The sequence below is a fragment of the Vibrio salilacus genome (assembly GCF_002811245.1).
GTDB classification, from domain to species: Bacteria; Pseudomonadota; Gammaproteobacteria; order Enterobacterales; family Vibrionaceae; genus Vibrio; species Vibrio salilacus.
This window is the reverse complement of record NZ_NIVQ01000006.1, coordinates 1-22,984: the sequence shown is the minus strand read 5'-3', so window position 1 is coordinate 22,984 and position 22,984 is coordinate 1. Positions and strand designations below refer to the sequence as shown.

At 44.4% G+C, this 22,984-nt stretch carries 23 protein-coding genes, 4 tRNA genes and 2 pseudogenes; 17 read left to right on the top strand and 12 right to left on the bottom strand.

The window, feature by feature from the left end; genetic code table 11:
* Positions 1-55 precede the first annotated feature (55 nt).
* On the top strand, positions 56-1,447 hold the full coding sequence (locus CDZ87_RS05755) for a transporter substrate-binding domain-containing diguanylate cyclase (RefSeq protein WP_100752591.1): 1,392 nt from the start codon (positions 56-58) through the stop codon (positions 1,445-1,447).
* 101 nt (positions 1,448-1,548) lie between these two features.
* A tRNA-Gly gene (locus CDZ87_RS05750) sits at positions 1,549-1,623 on the top strand.
* Positions 1,624-1,860: 237 nt separating this feature from the next.
* Here the strand turns inward: CDZ87_RS05750 and CDZ87_RS05745 are convergent.
* From CDZ87_RS05745 to CDZ87_RS05715, 7 genes are all read right to left on the bottom strand, one after another.
* Positions 1,861-2,826, bottom strand: a complete 966-nt coding sequence (locus tag CDZ87_RS05745) for a sensor domain-containing diguanylate cyclase (RefSeq protein WP_100752590.1) — start codon at positions 2,824-2,826, stop codon at positions 1,861-1,863.
* Positions 2,823-3,806 carry a response regulator gene (locus CDZ87_RS05740; RefSeq protein ID WP_100752589.1) on the bottom strand — a complete coding sequence of 328 codons (984 nt, stop codon included), beginning with the start codon at positions 3,804-3,806 and terminating at the stop codon, positions 2,823-2,825. Before CDZ87_RS05740 ends, CDZ87_RS05745 begins: the two co-directional genes overlap by 4 nt.
* A gap of 180 nt (positions 3,807-3,986) precedes the next feature.
* Entirely contained in the window at positions 3,987-4,904 is a 918-nt protein-coding gene (locus CDZ87_RS05735) for a hydroxymethylglutaryl-CoA lyase (protein ID WP_100752588.1), read from the bottom strand.
* A gap of 28 nt (positions 4,905-4,932) precedes the next feature.
* A complete protein-coding gene (locus tag CDZ87_RS05730; RefSeq protein ID WP_100752587.1) occupies positions 4,933-5,733 on the bottom strand; it encodes an enoyl-CoA hydratase-related protein in 801 nt (266 codons plus the stop codon).
* 2 nt (positions 5,734-5,735) lie between these two features.
* A complete protein-coding gene (locus CDZ87_RS05725) occupies positions 5,736-7,346 on the bottom strand; it encodes a carboxyl transferase domain-containing protein (protein ID WP_100752586.1) in 1,611 nt (536 codons plus the stop codon).
* A 9-nt stretch (positions 7,347-7,355) separates the two neighbouring features.
* Positions 7,356-8,525 (bottom strand): isovaleryl-CoA dehydrogenase, encoded by a 1,170-nt coding sequence (locus CDZ87_RS05720; RefSeq protein ID WP_100752585.1) that lies wholly within the window; start codon positions 8,523-8,525, stop codon positions 7,356-7,358.
* Positions 8,526-8,588: 63 nt separating this feature from the next.
* The gene (locus tag CDZ87_RS05715) at positions 8,589-8,966 is read right to left on the bottom strand and encodes a MerR family transcriptional regulator (RefSeq protein WP_100752584.1); all 378 of its coding nucleotides are present in this window, start codon (positions 8,964-8,966) and stop codon (positions 8,589-8,591) included.
* 164 nt (positions 8,967-9,130) lie between these two features.
* On the opposite strand from CDZ87_RS05715, the gene CDZ87_RS05710 reads away from it, so the two are divergent.
* The 12 genes from CDZ87_RS05710 to CDZ87_RS05655 all read left to right on the top strand — a co-directional run bounded on the left by CDZ87_RS05710 (position 9,131) and on the right by CDZ87_RS05655 (position 17,678).
* Complete coding sequence (locus CDZ87_RS05710; RefSeq protein WP_100752583.1) at positions 9,131-10,357, top strand: thiolase family protein; 1,227 nt, start codon at positions 9,131-9,133, stop codon at positions 10,355-10,357.
* A 26-nt stretch (positions 10,358-10,383) separates the two neighbouring features.
* Positions 10,384-11,877, top strand: coding sequence for a CoA-acylating methylmalonate-semialdehyde dehydrogenase (locus CDZ87_RS05705; protein WP_100752582.1), 1,494 nt, complete (start codon positions 10,384-10,386; stop codon positions 11,875-11,877).
* Between the two features lie 9 nt (positions 11,878-11,886).
* On the top strand, positions 11,887-13,041 hold the full coding sequence (locus CDZ87_RS05700; protein ID WP_100752581.1) for an acyl-CoA dehydrogenase family protein: 1,155 nt from the start codon (positions 11,887-11,889) through the stop codon (positions 13,039-13,041).
* Between the two features lie 12 nt (positions 13,042-13,053).
* The gene (locus CDZ87_RS05695; protein ID WP_100752580.1) at positions 13,054-13,842 is read left to right on the top strand and encodes an enoyl-CoA hydratase; all 789 of its coding nucleotides are present in this window, start codon (positions 13,054-13,056) and stop codon (positions 13,840-13,842) included.
* Between the two features lie 17 nt (positions 13,843-13,859).
* Positions 13,860-14,987 carry an enoyl-CoA hydratase/isomerase family protein gene (locus CDZ87_RS05690; protein WP_100752579.1) on the top strand — a complete coding sequence of 376 codons (1,128 nt, stop codon included), beginning with the start codon at positions 13,860-13,862 and terminating at the stop codon, positions 14,985-14,987.
* Positions 14,988-15,033: 46 nt separating this feature from the next.
* A complete protein-coding gene (mmsB, locus tag CDZ87_RS05685; protein WP_100752578.1) occupies positions 15,034-15,936 on the top strand; it encodes a 3-hydroxyisobutyrate dehydrogenase in 903 nt (300 codons plus the stop codon).
* 12 nt (positions 15,937-15,948) lie between these two features.
* Entirely contained in the window at positions 15,949-16,707 is a 759-nt protein-coding gene (locus tag CDZ87_RS05680; protein ID WP_100752577.1) for an SDR family oxidoreductase, read from the top strand.
* A gap of 23 nt (positions 16,708-16,730) precedes the next feature.
* On the top strand, positions 16,731-16,790 hold the full coding sequence (locus CDZ87_RS05675; RefSeq protein ID WP_245834658.1) for a hypothetical protein: 60 nt from the start codon (positions 16,731-16,733) through the stop codon (positions 16,788-16,790).
* Between the two features lie 40 nt (positions 16,791-16,830).
* Complete coding sequence (locus tag CDZ87_RS05670) at positions 16,831-17,181, top strand: MmcQ/YjbR family DNA-binding protein (protein WP_100752743.1); 351 nt, start codon at positions 16,831-16,833, stop codon at positions 17,179-17,181.
* A 172-nt stretch (positions 17,182-17,353) separates the two neighbouring features.
* Positions 17,354-17,427 (top strand) — tRNA-Cys (locus CDZ87_RS05665).
* A 67-nt stretch (positions 17,428-17,494) separates the two neighbouring features.
* Positions 17,495-17,581 (top strand) — tRNA-Leu (locus CDZ87_RS05660).
* Between the two features lie 23 nt (positions 17,582-17,604).
* Positions 17,605-17,678, top strand: a tRNA-Cys gene (locus CDZ87_RS05655).
* A 93-nt stretch (positions 17,679-17,771) separates the two neighbouring features.
* Here CDZ87_RS05655 and CDZ87_RS05650 read toward each other — a convergent pair.
* The 3 genes and pseudogenes from CDZ87_RS05650 to CDZ87_RS05645 all read right to left on the bottom strand — a co-directional run.
* Complete coding sequence (locus CDZ87_RS05650) at positions 17,772-17,900, bottom strand: hypothetical protein (RefSeq protein ID WP_245834652.1); 129 nt, start codon at positions 17,898-17,900, stop codon at positions 17,772-17,774.
* A gap of 8 nt (positions 17,901-17,908) precedes the next feature.
* Positions 17,909-18,004: pseudogene (locus tag CDZ87_RS17550) on the bottom strand (diguanylate cyclase); the annotation flags it as partial.
* 51 nt (positions 18,005-18,055) lie between these two features.
* A pseudogene (locus CDZ87_RS05645) lies at positions 18,056-18,403 on the bottom strand (DUF4174 domain-containing protein); the annotation flags it as partial.
* Positions 18,404-18,529: 126 nt separating this feature from the next.
* On the opposite strand from CDZ87_RS05645, the gene CDZ87_RS05640 reads away from it, so the two are divergent.
* Positions 18,530-20,458 (top strand): acyltransferase family protein, encoded by a 1,929-nt coding sequence (locus CDZ87_RS05640; RefSeq protein WP_100752574.1) that lies wholly within the window; start codon positions 18,530-18,532, stop codon positions 20,456-20,458.
* Here the strand turns inward: CDZ87_RS05640 and CDZ87_RS05635 are convergent.
* The gene (locus CDZ87_RS05635) at positions 20,451-21,122 is read right to left on the bottom strand and encodes a hypothetical protein (RefSeq protein ID WP_100752573.1); all 672 of its coding nucleotides are present in this window, start codon (positions 21,120-21,122) and stop codon (positions 20,451-20,453) included. The two genes, CDZ87_RS05640 and CDZ87_RS05635, sit on opposite strands and share 8 nt — an antisense overlap.
* 506 nt (positions 21,123-21,628) lie before the next feature.
* On the opposite strand from CDZ87_RS05635, the gene mobV reads away from it, so the two are divergent.
* Together mobV and CDZ87_RS05625 are read left to right on the top strand one after the other, a co-directional pair.
* Positions 21,629-22,270: a MobV family relaxase gene (mobV, locus tag CDZ87_RS05630; RefSeq protein ID WP_100752572.1), complete on the top strand. Its 642-nt coding sequence runs from the start codon at positions 21,629-21,631 to the stop codon at positions 22,268-22,270.
* Positions 22,270-22,515 (top strand): hypothetical protein, encoded by a 246-nt coding sequence (locus CDZ87_RS05625; RefSeq protein ID WP_100752571.1) that lies wholly within the window; start codon positions 22,270-22,272, stop codon positions 22,513-22,515. Before mobV ends, CDZ87_RS05625 begins: the two co-directional genes overlap by 1 nt.
* Before the next feature lie 22 nt (positions 22,516-22,537).
* On the opposite strand, the gene CDZ87_RS05620 is transcribed toward CDZ87_RS05625, so the two are convergent.
* A partial coding sequence (locus CDZ87_RS05620; protein ID WP_157806448.1) for a hypothetical protein occupies positions 22,538-22,984 on the bottom strand: 447 nt, incomplete at its 5' end.

The following is a 22,984-nucleotide window of genomic DNA, read 5'->3' as shown; positions in this document are numbered from 1 at the left end:
CTACTGACTTTTTACTCAGGGTCAGTGCATTTTGAATTAGTAATTAGGAACACTTGTGTATCGCTTGCTTTTCGTTTTGCTACTGTTGTCTTTTCACACCTTTGCCGATACCTCATCGGCAAATAGCCTTACTATCGCGAATTCAAAAGCGTGGAAACCCTTCTCTTTCATCAATAGTGACGGCGAGCCTGATGGTATCTTAATCGATTACTGGAAGGCTTATGGAAAAAAGCACAATGTTGACATTGAGTTTGTTCTCTTAGATTGGCAGGCGTCACTGGATGCGTTGAAAGATGGCAGAGCCGACATTCACGCCGGCTTACTGTGGTCGGAAGAGCGTGATGCCTACCTCGACTATGCTCCAGCTTTAATGAACATCGACACTCAGATGTTCATTAGCCAAGATCTTATCGCAACCAATCTTGACCAGTTTCTGCTAGGTGATCATCAATACCAAGTTGGGGTTGTTGCGGGTGGCTACGAACAAGCATTTACCCAACAGCACTACCCAAATTTAAACCTGCTCAGTTTTTCCAATAATCATCAAATGATCGAGGCTGCATTTAATGGTGAACTGGATGCATTTGTTGCCGATCTCCAAGTTGCCAACTTTTATGTACTCAGTAGTGGTGAGCAAGCTCATCGTTTTGTTGGCGTACGTCATCTCTACTCCGGTGAGCTTCGACCTGCTGTTATGCAGGGCAATCAGCAGTTGCTAGAGCAAATAACGTCTGGCCTTGCCGCATTGACCAATGAAGAGAAGAAACAAATCTTAAACCGCTGGATGTATATCAGCACTGTTTATCCTGACTACTTATTACCATTATCGATCTTGGTTATCGTTGTCGTGGCTGTGGTTTATATTGTTATGCTCAATGCAACGGTGAAAGCTCGCACCAAAGCGTTAGAACAAGCCAACCAAGAGCTAAAAAAACTATCCGAAACCGATCAGCTCACGAATTTAAGTAATCGTCGACATTTTGTTTTAGAGTTTGAGTGTCGGCTCAATAACCCAGGTTCAATTGCAATAATGATCTTTGATATTGACGATTTTAAACGGGTTAATGATGAATATGGTCATCAAGTCGGCGATAGAGTGATACGAGAGGTTGCCGAGGCGGCAAAAAGTGTGTTGTCTGAACCGCATCTTATCGGACGAATTGGCGGTGAGGAGTTCGCGGTCGTCGTCAATAATGAGGGGGTTGCTGATGTGGTGGAGTTGGCCGAGATGATTTGTGACCAGGTCAGAACCGTTGACTTGCGCGAAGACAAAACGCGCAAAGTCACAGTGAGTATAGGATGTGCTTATTATCCCCATACTTCGATGGCAATTTCTCTTTCCGATGCGGATAAGCTAATGTATCAATCTAAAGTGGCTGGAAAGAATCGTGTCACCGCTCAGGAATTTACAATTGACGAACCAATCGATGTGAAAAACAGCACTTAATCAACAAAATGGCGATAACTTCAGCAGTCGAACCAAATAGGGCAATAAAAGACTTTTCTTTTCAGTCAGATGTGGCATATTACACCTGTCTTCAAGGCATAGCGTACTTCGTATAATGGCTATTACCTCAGCCTTCCAAGCTGATGATGCGGGTTCGATTCCCGCAGTACGCTCCAAAACTCCTGATTAATTTCAAAGATTTACACCAAGGTTAAGCAATTCCAATTAGCAGTGATACAACAAGGTGTCACGATGTGCATTTTCCGAAATCGTAATTTAAACTACCGTACCTGTCTTTATTTTCCTTTTATCTGAGTTAACCATTCTAAACAACGATGCTGTCCAATTAGTGTCAAAGCTAACAACGTTGTTGATTATCACATACTCCAATATTCTGGCTACGCTGTGCAACTCTAGCGAATAAAAGCTGGGTCAAACACAGTCGAGCGATTACGGCCTGATTGCTTAGAGAAGTAGAGAGACTTGTCGGCATGTTCTAACCAAGTTAAATGACAGGTTTGATAGCTAGACAGCTCGCAAACTCCCAAGCTTATCGTATATTTCACCGCATGCTGACCAACTTGAATTACCGCTTGTTCGATTCGTTTTCGCAGTCTTTCGGTGAAGTACAGCGCTTGATTGGCAGAAGTGTCTGGTAGAATTACCGTAAATTCTTCGCCGCCATAACGTCCGCAGATATCAGAGTTACGTGAGGCTTTCTTCAGTTCTTGGGCGGCGTGGCGGATGACTTCGTCCCCAACCGTGTGACCATAAGTATCGTTCACTCGTTTAAAGTGATCGATATCAAAAATCACTAAGGAAGCAGGGTTACCGACCAATTTTTGTTGTTGATATTGGTGGTGTAAGCAACTTTCCCAATGGGCGCGATTAAACAGTTTCGTTAACCCATCAATGCGACTCAGATCAGACAGTTTTTGGTTTGAATCGAGCAAGTGAATTTTGTTTTTGGCGATATCGGTAACGTCGTTAATGATGATGCTGACATGAGAAACGTCACCATTAACAGAGGTCAGTGGCGAAAAGTTAATGTTCTGCCTCATTTCGGTTAGGCTATTGGAAATGGGGCTAAAGTTTTTAAACTTAAACAGGTAAGCTCGGTCTTCCCAGCAGGAAAATCCACGGCTGTTGAGTGTGAATGCCGTATCAACTTTACGCCTTAGCCAAGCATGGGGCAGTTCGGGGACCACATCAAACAAGTTTTTGCCCAGTATCTGGTCTGCAGCAATGCCGCTGTATGATTGCATAAACGCGTTCCAGACACAGACATTGTAATCTCTATCAACCACAATCAATCCGGCGTCGAGATCGCCCAGGATCTGCATTACCCAATGTAAGTCACCGATTTCAGTTGAGTTCATAACACACTCTCCAAAATTGCTTTAATTGCACTGAGCGAGTCGTTGTCGATTAAAAACACGATATCGCAAGCGACATCAAGATTTTCTGCTTTATAGACAAACTCAATGGTGAAAATGTCTTGCTCGTAGTCAGCCAAAAACTGGTTGGAGTTAAGCGCGAGTTGCAAGACTTCTTTCTCTAAAACTATTGGCTGTCTGAGTGAGATATTGATATCTAACTGCTTGCTAAATGAGCCTAAAAACGACGAAACTAATAGATTCGACAGATCCAAAATGATCTCATTGGTCGAACATTCAACCTGCTCACCATTTTGATAAGTTAAGTTGCTAAAATCCGTGCCATGCAAACAAACCAAAGCCTCGCCATTAATGCCGTGACCGACGAAACGTTGAGATACCGCGCGCGACTCTGAATTATTAACAATATCTTGCAATGTCATTTTTAATTCAGACTGATGAAGAGAGGCAACATTAGGTAAAGGCATTTCAATAAAATGGCCGACTTGCTGAGAAATCAGCGCGGCGCTAGAGCCTAACGCAATATTGCTCATCTCACGAATAGCTGCGACCAGATCAACCCCCGTCGACGATGAAATTGAACTATTAAGCTCTGTATTTCGCAGGGGAATGTGGTATTTGCTGAATAGATCGACCAGGTCAGAGGTGGCAAACGGCTTTTCAATAAAGTCTTTTGCGCCCATGTCGGAGCAACGAGCTTTTGCCGCTGTTTGTATATCGCCCGACACGACAATAACATCAGTAGGGTAATGGTTGACTGGCATGTTGGCTAACACTTCAAAGCCATCCATCACTGGCATTGTTAAGTCGAGAAACAAGACATCAATATGATGCGAAGTTAAGATATCGAGTGCTTGTTGACCATTTTCGGCTTGGTGAATCGTATTGTGTGTTGAGGGTTCTATCCTGCTAACAATGGATTTGCGAGCGATAATTGAATCATCGCAAACTAATAGGTTCATAGTGTTAGTCGCTAGCCTTGAAAATGGTGGTTTTGTCTAAATAGCCAACAATCTGATCGGGGTCTTGTGACCTTAGTTCAAATCTTCAAGCCTGCTAGTAAACACTTTTCACAGCACTAACTCACGTATTTTTTAGTTTGAAGGTCGAAAAATTGGAGTTTAAACACATAATTACTCATTTCAATTGCGTTTAAATGCTAATGAAACCTTAGAGCTGGGAAGTTTGTTTAATTGGCCACAGATATACCACGCCGCACTCACCACGTTATCAAGGGAAACCCCAGTTGTTATACCTAAACCGTGACAAAGATAGAGCACATCCTCGGTAGCAACGTTACCAGCAGCGCCTTTGGCATATGGGCAGCCGCCGAGTCCAGCGGTGCTAGAGTCAATGACATGAATTCCCATCGTAAGTGCCTGATAAATATTGGCAAGTGCTTGACCATATGTGTCATGAAAATGTACGGCGATGGCGTCTGGATCTGCGATGTTTAGTACGGCCTCTAGCATGGTCGCAATACGATGTGGTGTTGCTGTTCCTATCGTGTCGCCGAGTGATACCTGATAACAACCCATCTCTAACATGGTCTGGCTAAGCTGGGCCACTTTGTCAGGTAGAGTAGCACCATCGTAAGGGCAGTCGATGACACAAGAAAGATAACCGCGCACTGGGATATGATATTGAGACGCCAACGCAATTACGTCCTCAAAGCGCGCGAGACTGGCCTCGACGGAACAATGAATATTGCGTTGGCAAAATCCTTCAGAAGCTGAAGTAAATACCGCAACTTCAGAAACTTGGCTCTCTATCGCAGCCTCCAAGCCTTGCCTATTAGGCGTGAGCGCAGAATAACGCACCCCTAGTTGGCGCGAGATCCCTTGCAGAACTTGTTTTGAGTCGGCCATTTGCGGTACGCGATGTTTGGCGACAAAGGCACCTGATTCAATATGAGTGAGACCCGCCCGTGATAGTTGATTGATGAACTCGATTTTACTGGCAATAGGCAGAGAACGCTCACCTTGTAATCCATCGCGGGGGCCCACTTCGACAACAGTTACAGAGGATGGAAGGTGCTTACTTGCTAGCGGATTATTCATGCGTTGCTCCTTAGTTGCTAGTCGCGCACTACCAATTGGGTGGCCGTTTCTCTAGAAAGGCTGTGAGCCCTTCTTGCCCTTGCTGAGAAACGCGAATCTTGGCGATTAATTCGCTTGTATAGCGCAGTAAGGCGTCATCAATGGGTTGGTGATGACAGTGGTCACACAGACGTTTGGTTGTGGTTAAGGCATTTGGACTGTGGTTTATGGTCGACATCAGCCATGCGTGACTACTTAAAGCAAGGTGTTCGCTCGCGGCTAACTCATGGACTAGATGAATGTGCTGCGCCGTTTGGCTGTTGATAGGCTCAGCAGACAACATATAGCGCCGGGCCTGACGAATGCCTATCGCTCGGATCACGTACGGCGCAATAGTGGCAGGGACTAACCCTAGCTTAACTTCACTTAAACAAAACTGACTGTGATCGGCAGCAAAGACCATGTCACAGCAACATATCAAGCCTAAGGCACCGCCAAATGCGCAACCTTGCACTGCAGCAACCGTCGGGTGAGGAAATTGGTCAAGTTTTGCCAGAAGTGTTGCCAATTGGTAGGCATCAAGCTGATTGTCTTGTTGACTTTTATTAAGCATAGAGCGCATCCAAGTGATGTCGGCGCCTGCAGAGAAGTGTTTACCATGACCACAAAGCAGCAGTCCACGCACTGCTTTATCACTTGCGAGTTGGTCGATAGCAGAGATAAGTTCGGCGATCATCTGGTCGTTAAATGCGTTGGCGCATTGTGGCCGATTCAGTATCAACTGTGCGATACCTTCACCGTTGAGCTGACATTCAATGTGTTGATAATTGGCGTAATGTTTCACTGACATGACTACATCCTAAATATGCCAAATTGACTGACTGTTGTGTCAGATTGTGAAGTCGCATTCAGAGCTTGAGCCAATACATTGCGGGTCTCTTTAGGATCGATAATGCCATCATCCCACAGCCTTGCGCTGGCGTAGTACGGGTGTCCTTGTTGTTCATATAAGTCGAGGATCTCTTGTCGAAACTGCTGCTGTTCGCTCTCGGGCCATGGCGTTTCATTGCGTTGCATGACGTGATTTTTTACTTCAGTGAGCACACCAGCGGCTTGTTCACCTCCCATCACTGAAATGCGTGCATTGGGCCACATCCACATCATGGTAGGATCGTAAGCACGGCCACACATTGCGTAGTTACCCGCCCCATATGAACCGCCAATAACAACGGTAAACTTGGGTACTTCGGCGCACGCCACTGCCATCACCAGCTTAGCGCCGTGTTTAGCAATGCCGCCTTCTTCGACTCTTTTTCCCACCATAAATCCGGTGATGTTTTGTAAAAAAAGTAACGGGATATGGCGCTTGGCACACAGTTCGATAAAGTGCGCGCCTTTTTGTGCTGATTCAGAAAACAAGATGCCATTGTTCGCTAAGATACCGATTAAGTATCCGTCAATGCGTGCAAATCCGCACACCAGTGTCGTGCCAAACAGCGCTTTGAACTCGTCGAATTCTGAGTCATCAACAAGTCGGGCGATGACTTCCCGAACGTCAAATGAAAGCCTTAAGTTGGCGTTAACAATGCCGTATAACTCCTCTGCCGGATAGCGAGGAGATGCCACCTTATCAACATCAACGACAGGCTTGCGACTGTCTTGCCCAGTATTGGCGAGAGCTTCACGGGCAAGTGCCATCGCGTGCGCTTCACTTTCTGCATAATAGTCTGCGACGCCAGACTTACGACAATGGACATCTGCGCCGCCAAGTTCTTCTTCGCTGACCACTTCGCCTGTGGCAGCTTTGACTAAAGGGGGACCGGCGAGAAAGATGCTCGCTTGTTGTTTGACCATGATGGCAATATCTGACATCGCTGGTATGTAGGCGCCGCCTGCAGTGCACAATCCAAGCACGACAGCAATTTGCGGGATACCTTCACTCGACATCTTGGCTTGATTAAAGAAGATACGGCCGAAATGTTCTTTGTCGGCAAACACCTCGGCTTGATGAGGTAAATTGGCTCCGCCGGAATCGACTAAATATACGCAGGGGATTTTGCAGCGTTGAGCAATCGTTTGAGCACGTAGATGTTTCTTTACGGTTAAAGGGTAGTAGGTGCCGCCTTTGACGGTCGGATCATTGGCGATCACCATGCAAGGATGGCTATTGACCTGACCAATTCCGGCGACAATGCCCGCACATGGAACCGCTTCAGAGTAAACATTCCAAGCGGCGAATGGGCTGATTTCAAGAAACGGGCTGTGCTGGTCGAGTAACAGATCAATTCTCTCTCGGACTGGCAGTTTGCCCTTTGCTTTTTGATGTTGCTGAGCGCTTTCACCACCGCCTTGTAAAATAGTGTGGATGTCAGTGTTTAGTGTTGCGACAAGTGCTGACATCGCTGCAACGTTGCTTTGAAAAAGCTCTGAGTCAGGTTTGATTTTACTTTGAATGATTGGCATCACATGCTCCTATCGAGACTCTTCAAACAGTTCGCGACCAATTAACATACGGCGAATTTCTGACGTACCGGCACCAATTTCATACAACTTAGCATCACGCAGCAAACGTCCAGCGGGGAATTCGTTGATGTAGCCATTGCCGCCAAGAAGCTGAATGGTATCTAATGCAATTTGGGTTGCGGTTTCGGCGCAGTATAAAATTACTCCAGCGGCGTCTTTGCGTGTCGCGTGACCGTTATCGCAGGCCGCTGCGACCGCATAAAGATAAGCTCTGGCGGCGTTGGTTCGAGTATAGATGTCGGCCATTTTTCCTTGCACCAATTGAAACTCGCCAATTGAGCGGCCAAACTGCTTGCGGTCATGAATGTAGGGCACGACCAAGTCCAAACAGGCTTGCATAATGCCGACTGGGCCAGCGGCAAGGACCACACGTTCGTAATCAAGGCCGCTCATCAGCACTTCGACACCATGATTAATCTTACCGAGCACGTTCTCTACTGGAACGGGGCAATTTTCAAACACTAGCTCGCAGGTGTTTGAACCGCGCATGCCAAGCTTATCGAGCTTTTGCGCCGCTTGGAAAGGGCTGGTATTTTTGTCGACAATGAATGCAGTAATACCACGACTCCCTTGCTCAGGCACAGTTTTAGCGTACACCACGATCACATCGGCATCAGGCCCGTTGGTTATCCACATTTTACTGCCATTAAGAAGATAATGGTCATTATTTAACGTTGCTTTAAGCTGCATGCTAACAACATCAGAGCCGGCGTTGGGTTCGCTCATTGCAAGTGCGCCCACCGAGCTGCCATCGAGCAATTTGGGTAAGAACGTCGTTTGTTGCTCAGTGGTGCCGTTACGAAAAATTTGGTTGACACACAAATTGGAGTGCGCGCCATAACTGAGTCCAACCGAGGCGGAAGCTCGGCTTATCTCTTCCATGGCGATGGCGTGGGCTAAATACCCCATCTCGGCACCGCCATATTGTTCGCTGACGGTGACGCCGAGTAAGCCCATCTCTCCCATCAAAGGCCAAAGTTGATTGGGGAACGTGTTGGAGCGATCGATTTCTTGAGCGAGGGGCGCAATGTGCTGCTGTGCAAATCCATAAACGTGATCACGCAGCATGTTAATAGAGTTATCCAGCCCAAAATTGAGTGGGGTATAATGAGTAAACATAACGCCTCCGAATGAATGTAAGCCAATCAATCAACCAAATAGACGAAGACGATTCGTTGATGCTTAGTTAAGTTGTGGTGACTTAAGCGCCTGCTCACAACGTGCGCGAGCGACAGATAAGTCTTCTAGCATGTTATTTATGTCTTCGAGCTGTCGCATCAGCAACGCTTCTTTCTCATCAATGATTTTCAGCATTTCTTTTAACTGAGTGTTGCCTTGACGAGTATCATACAGTTCAAATAATTCACGAATCTCCGCCAAAGAAAACCCCAAGCGCTTACCCCGTAAAATGAGCTTGAGTCGGGTTTTATCTCGACGGTTGTACATCCGCATACTGCCTTTTCGCTCAGGCTGAATTAACCCTTCGTCTTCGTAAAAACGGATACTTCGAGTTGTAATATCAAATTCTTTCGCAAGTTCACTTATCTTATATTTTTCCACTGAGCCTTGATTCCTGGGTCCGTCTTTCTTGGGTTACTAATCGGTCACTTTCCATCAATTTGGTAAAGCAAAATAGTTTTCTTGGTTTGTTGACGTTTACGTAAATGTTAGTGCTATGCTTACGTAAACGTCAAGAAATTATCTAGCGGTCAAAGAGAGCTATGATGGAACTGGATGAGATATGGATAGTCGCGGCTAAACGCACACCGATGGGGCGCTTTCAAGGCGAACTCGTGAGCTATTCGGCTCCACAATTAGGTGGGTTTGCTATTCGCGCGGCGACGGAGCAGTCAAATCTTCACGGGGAGCTAATCGATGAGCTATTTATGGGCTGTGTACTTGCTGCCGGATGCGGCCAAGCGCCAGCACGTCAAGCCGCATTGAAAGCAGGCCTGCCTGACAGTGTGCCATGTTCGACCATCAATAAGGTGTGCGGTTCTGGAATGAAAAGCGTGATGTTGGCGTATGATTTGATTCGCAGTGGCTCAATTCGATGCGCGGTTGCTGGTGGAATGGAAAGCATGTCGAATGCCCCTTATTTGCTCAAAGAGTCGCGAGCCGGTATGCGGATGGGGCACAAAACAACGTTTGATCATATGTTTCTTGATGGGCTGCAAGATGCCTATCAAGGTGAGCTGATGGGCGTTTATGGTCAGCGGATCGCCGATACACTTAACTTCTCACGTCAAGAGATGGACAACTGGGCCGAACAGTCGTTGCAAAGAGCGCTAGCCGCGCAGGCGCAGGGCATGTTTAGCGCTGAAATGGTGGCAATAGAAAGCGAAAAACAGGGCGAAAGTGCATTAGACTGGTTTGATTTTGATGAACTACCGCCCTCCATTGATGCGACCAAAATCGCCAGACTCAAACCCGCATTCTCACCGCAAGGCTCAATTACTGCCGCCAACTCAAGCGCGATTTCAGACGGTGCAGCGGCATTAATCGTGATGGAGCAAGCCTTCGCCGAGCAAAATGGCGTAGCGCCACTTGCGGTGATTAAAGGCCATGCGACTCATGCTAGATTACCTGAAGAATTTACGGTTGCTCCGGTTTACGCCATTGAAGCCTTGCTGTCAAAACTGGGCTGGGACGTTGAAGACGTTGATTTATGGGAAATTAACGAAGCCTTCGCCGTGGTTGCGCAAATCGCGGTTAAAGAGCTCGGTTTAGATTCAAGTAAAGTCAACATCAAAGGTGGAGCATGCGCGTTGGGTCATCCGATCGGGGCCAGCGGAGCAAGAATTATCACCACGCTTATCTACAGTTTACGTCAGCTGCAAGCTTATGGAATCGATGATGATGCCACTCAACGTAAAACCATGAGAGGGATAGCGGCGATATGCATCGGTGGTGGCGAAGCAACCGCGATTGCCGTCGAAATTCCTTTGTAATCGCTTAATCAATTAAGGACATCATCATGACACAGCCAGTCTCTTTATTTATCGGTGGAGAGTTCTGCCAGTCTGAAAGCAATGAGTGGCTTGAAGTTACCAATCCTGCCAATAATCAAATCATCGCGCAGTTACCTTGTGCAACAGGTGATGAGATCGAACGTGCGATTGAGAGCGCAAGCCAGGCTTTTAGTGTGTGGAAAGAGGTCGCAGTTTCCGATCGCGCAAGATTAATGCTGCGTTATCAGCATTTATTAAAACAGCATCATGATGAGTTGGCGTGGCTGGTATCAAAAGAGACCGGAAAAACCACTCTTGATGCGAAAGGAGATGTTTGGCGAGGTATCGAAGTGGTCGAGCAAGCGGCTAATATCGCCAGTAATATGATGGGTGAAACGGTTGAAAATGTCGCGGCAGATATCGACAGCTATTCACTTATTCAACCGCTCGGTGTCTGCTGTGGTATCACGCCTTTTAACTTTCCGGCCATGATCCCACTGTGGATGTTTCCATTAGCCATCGCCGCGGGCAACACGTTTATCCTTAAGCCCTCAGAGCAGGTGCCCCTTACCGCGATGAGATTAGCAGAGCTATTTGACCAAGCCGGAGCGCCGCCAGGGGTATTGCAAGTTGTTCATGGCGCTAAAGCGCAAGTGGATTACCTGTTGGCACACCCGCAGATCAAAACAGTCTCATTTGTCGGTTCTGTTCCGGTTGCAAAATACATCTATCACACAGCAACGTCTTACAATAAGCGCGTCCAAGCGTTTGCTGGCGCGAAAAATCATATGGTGATCATGCCTGATGCTAATAAAGTTCAGGTAATCAATAACCTTGTTGGTGCATCGGTGGGTGCGGCGGGTCAGCGCTGTATGGCAATATCGGTGGCGGTATTTGTCGGTGATTCAAGCCAGTGGATCGACGATTTAGCCAGTGAAATGGCCAAGGTGACGCCTGGGGTTTGGGATGATGAGCATGCAGGCTTTGGTCCTTTAATCAGCAGGGAAGCGAAGCTGCGTGTTGTCTCTTTGATAGAGCAAGGAAAAACACAGGGTGCCAACTGTTTGCTTGATGGTACTCAGTGTGAGGTAGAGGGGCACCCTGATGGCAACTGGCTCGGCCCGACCTTGTTTCGTGGTGTGAGCACCGAGATGTCGCTATATCAACAAGAGATCTTCGGACCGGTTCTCGTGTGTATTGAGGTACAGAGCCTTGATGAGGCTATCGAGCTAATTAATCGCAATCCATATGGCAACGGAACGTCATTGTTTACCGCCAGCGGTGGTGCTGCGCGAAAATTCCAACACCAGATTCAGGTCGGCCAAGTTGGTATTAACGTACCGATTCCGGTCCCGCTGCCGTTTTTCTCGTTTACAGGTTGGCGTGGCAGTTTTTATGGCGACTTGCATGCGTATGGCAAACAAGCGGTGCGTTTTTATACCGAGACCAAAACAGTCACTGCGCGTTGGTTTGATGATGATGTGCCAAGTGGCCCAAACATGTCGATTCAGCTGCGCTAAGGAGGCGATATGGACTTCGAACTCAACCAAGATCAGCGCGCTTTTGCTGATACCGCCGCGCAGTTTGCTCGCGATAGTCTCGAACCCAATGCGGCCAAGTGGGATGAAGAGAAAATTTTCCCCAAGTCGGTATTACGCCAGGCGGGGGAGCTAGGTTTTCTGAGCCTTTACACCCCAGAGGAAAAAGGGGGATTGGGTTTGAGCCGCCTTGATGCCTCGATCATTTTTGAACAACTGGCGATGGGCTGCACTTCAACGACCGCTTTTATGACCATCCACAACATGGTGACCTGGATGGTGGCCAGCTTTGCAACCGAACGTGCCGCGACGCAGTTCTGTCCTAAGCTTATTAGTGGCGAGTGGCTTGGTTCTTACTGTTTAACTGAGCCCAACGCAGGATCAGATGCGGCATCGTTGACCACCAGTGCCAAGAAGGTGGCCGATGGTTATCTGCTCAATGGCAGCAAGGTGTTTATTTCAGGGGCCGGAGAAACGGATGTGTTGGTCGTGATGGCACGCACCAGTGATGAGGGAGCCAAGGGGGTGTCTGCGTTTGTCGTTGCGGCCGATAGCCAAGGGATCAGTTATGGGCGTAAGGAGCCGAAAATGGGCTGGAACTCTCAGCCAACCCGCAGTATCAGTTTTGATAATGTCTTGGTGGCGAAAGAAAATTTACTCGGCGCAGAGGGCCAAGGTTTTGTCTTCGCGATGAAAGGATTGGATGGTGGTCGCATTAACATCGCCACCTGTTCGCTCGGCACTGCGCAGCAAGCACTTAATCTTGCTATCGGTTATCTCAAAGAGCGCAAGCAGTTTGGTCAACCGCTCGGCCAGTTTCAGGCGTTGCAGTTTACATTGGCAGACATGGCCACCGAGCTGGTGGCGGCGCGGCAAATGGTACGTTTGGCTGCAAGTAAACTCGACAACCAACACCCAGATGCCAGTACGTATTGCGCGATGGCAAAACGTTTTGCAACTGACGTCGGTTTTCGGGTCTGCGATCAGGCCCTACAGCTTTACGGCGGCTATGGCTACATCAAAGAGTACCCGCTTGAGCGCTATTTTCGAGATGTGCGTGTCCACCAAATTTTAGAAGGCACCAACGAAATCATGCGCCTTATCGTCGCCCGAAGATTACTCGCTGATGGCGCTGAGCAACTGTAAAGGGAGAGAGATATGACCAATCAAAAGCAAGGATGCATCGAACACTATATTGATAATCACGTTGCGGTGCTGACCATCACTAATCCACCTGCAAATACTTGGACGCGTGATAGCCTGATTGAACTCAAGCAACTGATCACCGCACTTAATCAGCAATTAACCGTGTATGCGTTGGTTATAACCGGTCAAGGCGACAAGTTTTTCTCAGCCGGTGCCGATCTTAACCTGTTTTCTTCAGGTGATAAGCAGGTTGCTGCCGATATGGCGCGCGTGTTTGGCGAAGCGTTTGAAACCTTGAGCGCATTTCGCGGAGTCTCTGTCGCAGCAATTAATGGCTATGCGATGGGTGGGGGACTAGAAGCGGCGCTTGCTTGTGATATTCGCATCGCAGAGCAGCAAGCCAAGCTGGCGCTGCCCGAGGCGAAAGTTGGTCTGTTGCCTTGTGCTGGGGGGACGCAAAATCTTACCGCGTTGGTTGGCGAGGGTTGGGCTAAGCGAATTATTTTGTGTGGTGAGCAACTTACCGCGGCCAAGGCTCTTGAGATCGGCTTGGTGGAAGAGGTGGTCGCGCAGGGGGATGCTTTGAAAACGGCCATTCAACTTGCCGAAAAGGTCGCCAATCAAGCCCCGCCGGCTGTCGCTGCGTGCAAAACACTTATTCAACATGCTCGCTCTGGGCCAATTGTTCACGGATTGGAAAAAGAGAGGGAGCGGTTTACTCAACTGTTTGATACCGACGATCAACAAGAGGGCGTCAATGCCTTTCTTGAAAAACGCCCACCACGCTGGAATAACCGCTAGGGCGAAGGAGAACAATCATGAGTGAGAGCATTCATTTTTCTGAATTGCCCTGTAGCAATGGGGTGCATAAAGTGGGCGTTGCGACCTTAGACAATACCAAGTCTTTAAACGCGCTAACCTTAGACATGCTGGTGAGTTTGCATCAACAACTTCAGAAGTGGCATGAAGACGACAATCTAGTTTGTGTACTATTAGAAGGTGCGGGTGAAAAAGCCTTTTGCGCTGGAGGTGACGTTCGCACTATGCACCGCGTGATGCGTGACAGCAGTCGTGAGGAAATCCAAGATTTTTGTGGCCAATTTTTTACCACCGAGTATCAATGTGACTATCTGATCCATACTTACTGCAAGCCGATTATTGCTTGGGGGCAGGGCATTGTCATGGGAGGAGGGATGGGGCTCTACATGGGCTCAAGCCATAAAGTCGTGACTCCTGATTCACGTTTAGCGATGCCGGAAGTCAGTATTGGTCTCTATCCTGATGTCGGTGGAACCTGGTTTCTTAATCGTTTAGACAGCGGTGTTGGCATGTTTTTAGGTATGACCGGCGTGATGGTTAATGCCAGTGATGCCGTTGCCATCCATCTTGCTGATCACATTGCCTTGCCAAGGCATAAACAGCAGTTGATAGAGCAGTTGCAGGTGGCCGATTGGGAGTGTGTCGACGATGTCTATGAAGTGGTCACTGAGCTTCTTGAAGGCTTCGCATTGCAGGTCGACAATCAACCACAAGCGCAAATGGTGCCGTATTTGGGTCAGATTCGTTTAGCCTGTAGTGCCGATAATGTGATTCAAGTGCTTGATAATATCCAAGCGATTCAAGGGGACGATGAATGGCTAGCGGTGGCTAAATCAAACTCGGCATTAGGCAGCCCGATTACCGCCCACTTGTGCTTTCGTCAGATGACGCAATACAGTGACCTATCACTAGCAGACTGTTTTCGCTTAGAGATCACTATGTCGGTTCGCAGTACCTTATTGGGTGAATTCCAAGAAGGGGTGAGAGCTCGATTGGTCGACAAAGATGGTGAGCCTAAATGGCTCTATCCCAATGTTGCAACGGTGGAGACCCAAGTTATCGATGAAATGTGCCGTTCACTGTGGCCTGAAGAAGCTCACCCTTTGGCAACGCTAGGCCACTATTAACGTTAAGTCACGATTAACGTAAGGTCATTATTAAGGAGAAGTGCGCATGGAAACGATAGCATTCATCGGACTGGGAAATATGGGCGCGCCAATGGCCAACAACTTGTTGTCGGCAGGGTTAAAGGTTCAGGTGTTTGATTTGGTAACCGAGTTGGCAAAACCACTCGCTGCCGCTGGCGCAAAGGTGTGTGATTCGATAGAACAGGTAGTGATGGGCGCTGATGCGGTTGTTACCATGTTGCCTGCTGGTGAACATGTCACAGCGGTCTACTTAGGTGGTAATGGCTGCCAAGGTATTGTCAATTATGTTGGTGAGTCGACGGTGTTGATCGACTCTTCAACCATTGATCCTAAGTCTGCACGCTTGGTTGCAGCCAAGGCAAAAGAACGCGGTATTGATTTTGCCGATGCTCCTGTTTCTGGTGGTGTCACTGGCGCCTCGGCCGGTACGTTAACTTTTATCGTCGGTGGCAGCGAGCAAGCTTTTATACGCGCAGAGTGTGTGTTGAAACACATGGGAAAAAACATCTTTCATGCTGGCGACAGTGGTTGTGGTCAGATGGGGAAAATATGCAATAACTTGATGTTGGGTATATTGATGGCAGGAACCTGTGAGGCGCTTAACTTAGGTATCGCCAACGGACTTGATCCAAAAGTACTGTCTAACATCATGCTACAAAGTTCAGGGCGAAACTGGGCGCTTGAGCTTTATAATCCGTGTCCCGGTGTGATGGAAAATGCGCCGGCATCCAACCACTATCAGCCAGGATTTATGAGTAAATTGATGCTCAAAGATTTAGGATTAGGCCTTGAAGCCGCCACGCAAAGTCAATCTTCAGTGCCGATGGGCGCTTTAGCGCGTAATTTGTATGCATTTCACAATATGAACGGTAATCAAGAGCTAGACTTTTCGAGTTTGTTTGAGTTTTATCGCTCAGAGCAGCCATGATAGGGAAAGGATATGGATTTAAAGCAAAGCGTAATAGCGATTACAGGCGCAGGGCAAGGGCTTGGGCAAATGATGGCGGTGACGCTGGCTCACGCTGGCGCTGAATTAGCCCTGCTCGACGTCAATCAAAAGGCTCTTGATGATACTAAGCGTCAGTGCTTAATGTTGGGTGTCAAAGCACTGACCTACCAAGTGAATGTAACCCAAGAAGCGCAGGTTGAACAGATATTTAGTGACATTGTCACAGATTTTGGCCGATTGAATGGGTTGGTCAATAACGCTGGGATACTGCGTGATGGACTATTGGTTAAAGTCAAAGATGGTCAGGTGTCGAAGATGTCGCTTGAGCAGTTTAATGCGGTGATTGACGTTAACCTTACCGGAACGTTTTTGTGTGGTCGGGAAGCGGCAGTGCAAATGATAGAGACTCAGTCTCAAGGGGTGATCATCAATATTTCTAGTGTCGCCAGAGCAGGAAACATCGGTCAAACTAACTACGCGGCGTCAAAAGCGGCAGTCGCAACTTTGGCAACAACTTGGGCGAAAGAGTTAGCACGTTACGGCATTCGAGCGGCGGCAATTGCGCCCGGTGTGATAGAAACACCAATGGCCGCGCAAATGAAACCAGAAGCGATTGCACGCCTTGAAGCAATGATTCCTGTCGGCAGAATGGGAAAAACCGCTGAAATAGCCAATACGGTTAAATTTATTTTCGACAATGATTACATCAGCGGTCGGATCTTGGAAATAGACGGCGGGATAAGAATGTAAATCACGCTAATATTCGTAATTTTATGCAATATGGCTGGCAAGGTATTGAGTTTGATGGCCCTGCGTTAGTGGCTAAAGCGTAATAATCTGAGTAGGAGCTTTATGCTCCTTTTGGGCGTCATCATGAATAATCAACAATTAGCGACGTTTCTTGATACTTTTACCTGCGCGCAAGCGGATTACCCTTTTGGGCCAGATGCACGGGTTTACAAGATCAAAGGTAAGATGTTTGCCATTTTGTCACACAGGGAAGGGCGTGAGTATGTCACGGTGAAGGTCATGCCAGAAGATGGTGAAGTGCTTAGCGCGCAGTTTGCCGATATTACTCCCGGTTATCACACCAACAAGCGCCATTGGGTGACGGTTTATTACCCAGGAGATGTTGAAGATGGCCTGATTGAAGATTTGTGTCAACGCTCGTACCAGCTTGTTGTGAACAAGTTACCTAAGGCGCAGCGGGCTTTGCTTGCTTGAATGGTTTGGTTTTGCTGCTCAAAAAGCGTTAGATTAGATCAAACAAGCAGCATGTTGGTTCAAAACTCAGCAAACAAAATAAAAAGTGATGTTTTTGTTTGACTCTTCTCGCTCAATCCGTAAAGTATGCATCGAACGCAACGGTGAGTCACCTAACGCGTTGAAAGAAAAGGGCGCGTTGGCAGAGTGGCTATGCAGCGGATTGCAAATCCGTGGACCTCGGTTCGACTCCGGGACGCGCCTCCATTTCTTTTCTTTATTAAATTTTAGATGGTGTTTATCGTACTAAACGGCATCACAAAGTAATTTGTGTGCCCTGGTGGTGGAATTGGTAGACACAAGGGATTTAAAATCCCTCGGCGTTCGCGCTGTGCCGGTTCAAGTCCGGCCCGGGGCACCATCTATTCGCTCATAGAGCACAAAGGCGCGTTGGCAGAGTGGCTATGCAGCGGATTGCAAATCCGTGGACCTCGGTTCGACTCCGGGACGCGCCTCCATTTCTTAACAAAGCCAGTCCTAGTGACTGGCTTTGTTGTATCTGGATTTTATTGACTGAGCCGTGCGTTTTTTATTGACGGAGGATTTAGATGTTACTGCGTTGCGGTTAAGTCGACCACCGCTACTCCGTTTTTGCCATTCTTCTTAATTTTGTACATGGCACTGTCTGCGCGTTGGTAAATGTCTTCAAAACGGTGGTGTGAGCCCGAGAAAAGACACACCCCAATACTATGTCGGTATGGGTGCCCATCATCCGCAGCGGTTTACCCGCGAGATGATCTTCAAAGGCACCGACGGCAAGATCGTAGTCGTCGGGGTGGAGGTTTACACATGTTTGGTGCGGTTTATTAATGGCGATTTATTGTTGTACCCACAACTAAGCTGAACATGGACTGGCTTTCGTGGCCATCTCGTGTTTTCTCATTGGCATGCGATCGATCACACGTTTGACTTGTTCCCAATCTGTTGCACTTCCCCAGCGCAATTTTTCATGCCCGTCTTTACCTATCAACACAGCAGTGTGCGAACCCGGCTCAATATTGTAAACGGCAAACAGTTCATTGAGGTTGAACTCATATTTGACCCACTTAGGTTGGGTAAAACCATCTTCAGTGACGACGAGAGCAATCAAATCTCGGTCTTGTAATTGACACTTATTGATCAACGTCTCAAGCAAAAACTGTTTAACGTGCTCATCGTTGGTTGGCGCAAAATAGATCACAGTGCTACGCAAGATTAACAGGAATAAAATTGAGATTTTATAATGTATTGAGTTTTCATCAATTGTCTTGTCTTGCCTTAGTATTAGTATAAAATACGACCAAATATTTTAATCAGTTGGTTTAGGCTTGTGCAGTTCAGAAAAGATATAAATGGTTTAAGAGCCATAGCAGTAATAGCGGTTGTGCTATTTCACTTTAATGCGAGTTGGATGCCCGGCGGTTTTGCAGGGGTAGACGTGTTTTTTGTTATTTCTGGTTTTTTAATGACAGGGATAATATTCAGAGGGATTGAGCAAGAAAACTTTTCTATTTTGAAGTTTTATGTTGCGAGAGCTAACAGGATCATACCTGCATTAGCAGTTCTTTGTCTGGTCTTGTTAGTGTTTGGTTGGTTCTATCTTACTCCGTTAGATTATAGAGCATTAGGAAAGCACGCAGGCAGTAGCATGGGCTTTTTATCCAATATCATATATTGGAGGGAGTCGGGCTACTTTGACGCAGCTTCACACGAAAAGTGGCTTTTACATACTTGGTCTTTATCTGCTGAATGGCAGTTCTACATAATCTATCCATTAGTCCTAGTTGCTATGAGAAAGTTTATGTCATTAAAGGCTATGAAAGCGACTGTTTTAGTTGGAACGGTGTTGGGCTTTATCTTCTGTGTAGTAGCTACTTATAAATGGCCTAATCCTGCTTACTATCTATTACCTACCAGAGCGTGGGAAATGATGATTGGCGGTGTTGCATACCTTTACCCGTTAAAACTTGTAGAGAATAAAAAGAAAGTCTTTGAATCGTTTGGTTTAGCACTAATAATTTTATCTTGTATTTTTATTACAAAAGAAAACTTATGGCCAGGCTATTTAGCTTTAATTCCTGTTCTCGGTGCGTTTTTACTAATCCAAGCTCAAAGGAGTGACAGTATTGTAACAGGTAATATTGTGGTTCAATCATTAGGTAAGTGGTCTTATTCAATTTATCTTTGGCATTGGCCTCTTGTTGTTTTCATATACTACTTTGAACTAAATGAACAGTTTGTATATTTTGGTATTATCCTGTCAGTAATTCTTGGCTTTGTTAGCAATAGATATATAGAGAGTATTAAGTTTAAGAATAATTTTAATGGAATATTTACTTATACAAAATGCTATCCATTGTATATGGTTATTTTTGTAGGTTTATTTGGTAGTATTACATTTATAAGTCGTGGTTTTGAATGGCATTATAATAATGAAGTGATATTAGCATCAAATGAAGCAGTTAATAAGAATCCATATAAGTGTATGGAAGAGGAAAAGTTCCCTTGTTATATAGGTAATGCCAATAATATAAAGGCTATTATTGTAGGGGATAGCCACGCTGATGCATTAACAACATCGTTATCCAGTGCTTTTGATTTAGAAAAAAGTGGAATAATAGCTCTTACTAAATCAAGTTGTCCATTTATCTTGGGTATAAAATCAACTAAACACGGAGCGGAATGTTTGGAAGAGAATGAGCGTAGATTAAAAATATTAAAAGAAAAATATATCAACACGCCTGTTTTTTGGGTTGCCAGAAGTTCTGCTTATATAAAAGGCCAATCAAATCCAGATAGAATTAAAGATATAAGAGATACCAAACCATCTATTTACTTTTCAGAACATATTTATGAGGAATTAAATAAAGATTTATTGAATGAAATAGATTATTCATTAAAATTAACACTGAACGAAATAAATGATAATAGGGATGTATACCTCGTATTACCTACACCTGAAATGAGAGTAAATGTACCTAAAAAAATTAGTCGGTCATTACTATTAGGCCATGGAGTAGATACTATTGGTGTAGATAAATCTCTTTATATAGATCGGAATAAAGAAATGTTAGATATATTTAACAAATTACCTAATGAAATAAGTAATGTTACGCTATTAGATCCAACGATTTATCTTTGTGATAATAACACCTGCTATGGAGATTATGACGGTAGACCTATTTACTACGATGGTGATCATATGAGTGAGTTTGGTAATAAGTTGCTTACACCAATGTTTTTATCTGTTGTTAAATGAAATCAGGAAGATCTTGAATTATTTCCTTTAATTTAAGATCTTCCATTTTGAAGTAAAATATTTTCTTACTTCGATCATATTTACTATCTTTAATAAAATTATGCTTTGATAGTGTCTCTATGGCAATGTTAGCTGATTTTTGTTTTAACCTCTGACTCTTACCTTCAATATCTAATAACTTAGCAATATGTGAAAGGTGAAGATACTTAGCGTGTGGTCCCATGCTCATTAAATATAGTGCGATTTTTTGAGAGTGAATTTTTAGTCTTTTCAATAAGCAGACATTAACAAAGAATGTATTGCTATTAGTATCAAAATAATCAGTTTTGACATTGTAATTTAAGGTCTCGTTTTCTTTGTCTAAAACAAAATATGAAAATATTTCATTATTAATTTGATTTGAGAAATCCATTAAGTCATATTTTGATTCCCCTCTAAAAATTTTATACTTTTCTTGTAGTTCTTTTATGCTTATTTCAATTGTTCTATTTTCTTTTGTTCGAGTTATTTCGTTATGAAGCAATATAGAAAATAGATAAAATTCTCTTGGTTTTCCAAATGACCTTATGAAATTAGTATCTCTAACTGCATTTTGATTTAGTAAAATTATTAACTTGTTTTTTTTAACTTTTGGTAATTGTGGTAGTTCATTATATTTATTCATAATATCCTCTTTTTGGAACGGTTGTGTAATATTTTTATCATATATTTATCAAATGTAAATAGGTGATCGAAGTTATTTATTCGCACTACGTGCGGATTATCAGAAAGGCGCATAGCGCAATTGGCTTTTAGTATTTTAAAAATAATAATAAACAAAATGCTTAAAGATATATTAGGGTGTTTTATCAATGACAAAATAATCTGATATTTAAAGTAATAATTCAATGTGTAGCCTTTTATCTTGGAACGGCTGCGGAATAAACTTGGAACTATTGTGTGATGTGATTGGAACAGTTATGGAATGATGTTGGAACGGTTGTGGATATCTAGCTAATTGTGATTGTCAAAGCACCAATATTTGACAATATTATAATATATGGTCATATGTTTAGTGTATATACGAACAAACACGTTTGTATACTCACTATACAAACTTCGTTTGTGTTCGCCCTGCGGGTATAAATAATCAAGGATTATTTATTATAAAAAATAACATGGAGATTTAAGATGGAATTAAAAACAATATTACGATTTGAAAAAATAAAAGATTATAATAATTTAAACTTATCAAATTCTCACGTATATAGATACTTAGAAACACCAAACGCCAACCCTAATATAATGAACAAAAAATTACGTGGTTCTGGTAATGTTGTAAAAGATGTAAAGCGGAAGTTTGAAGAAAATGATATTAACCCGAGAAAAAACGCAGTGCTTTGTATTGAAGCTGTATTAAGCCTATCGCCTGACTTTTTTCAGAGCAACACGAACACAAAAGACTTTGCAATAAGTGCCCGTGAATGGCTAATAAGTGAGTTTGGTGATAATCTTGTATCTGCTGTGTTGCACCTTGATGAAAAAACGCCGCACGTACACGCTCATATTGTTCCAATTACTGGCGATAGTAGATTATCCGCTCGTGAACTTTTTAATAAAAGCACATTGCCCGATTATCAAAAGTCTTACTTAAAAAAAATGAAAAAAATTGAGCCTAAACTAAAATATAATAAGGGCTCTAAGCTAGAACATACAAAGCTCAAAGATTATTACTCTATGATAAATGAAAAAGTAGAGGATGGTAATAAATTAGAAAGTGATATTTTAAATTTAGAGAGTGAACTTGAAGAAAAAAAGATAAGATATTTTTAATGAGTAATAAAGTAAAAAAGCTAGAGGCAAAAGTGGAGTATCAAAATAGTGAAATTAACAAACTGAATAAGGTTGTTGAAAAGTTGAAAGAAAAAATTGAAAATTTTTTCAATTATGGCACTCCGGAAAAAGAACCAGGAAAAAAGCAGCATAAATATCTTTTTCCAGAGCTAAAGCCAAATAACTATCCTGATGAGCTCAATGAAAGAAAAGGTAGAAGAATAAAGAAAAATAGATTAAGATGATATTTTCTTAATCTATTTTGGGTTATTCAAATGAGTAGTCTTTCTCTGGTGTGTCAACACCCCAGAAATTAGTAGCTCTTAATATTTCAATGAACATTCCATCCATATTCCCACTTTTATATGAATTTAGTATTTCTTGTTTTAATTCAAAGAACTCACTAAAACCATCTACAGGCCTGATGCTTTCTTTCTTTTCAATTTTGCTGTTCTTTAGTGGGAAATGAATAATTTTCCCATTTGAATATAAAGCAGTACAGGCTTTTGAATCACTTGAAATAACAAAACCTGCAAAGTTCTCGTTAACAAATCTTTTACCTTTTATTATTGATACAGGATCTGTTTTGTCAAAATAAGCTAATTTATTATCACTTGAAAGTCTTGCTATATTAGCTTTGAAGTCTGCTATCCCAGGGTGAGATCGCGAACATTTTTTAATCAAATCAATGATCGATTTGACGATCACATTTAG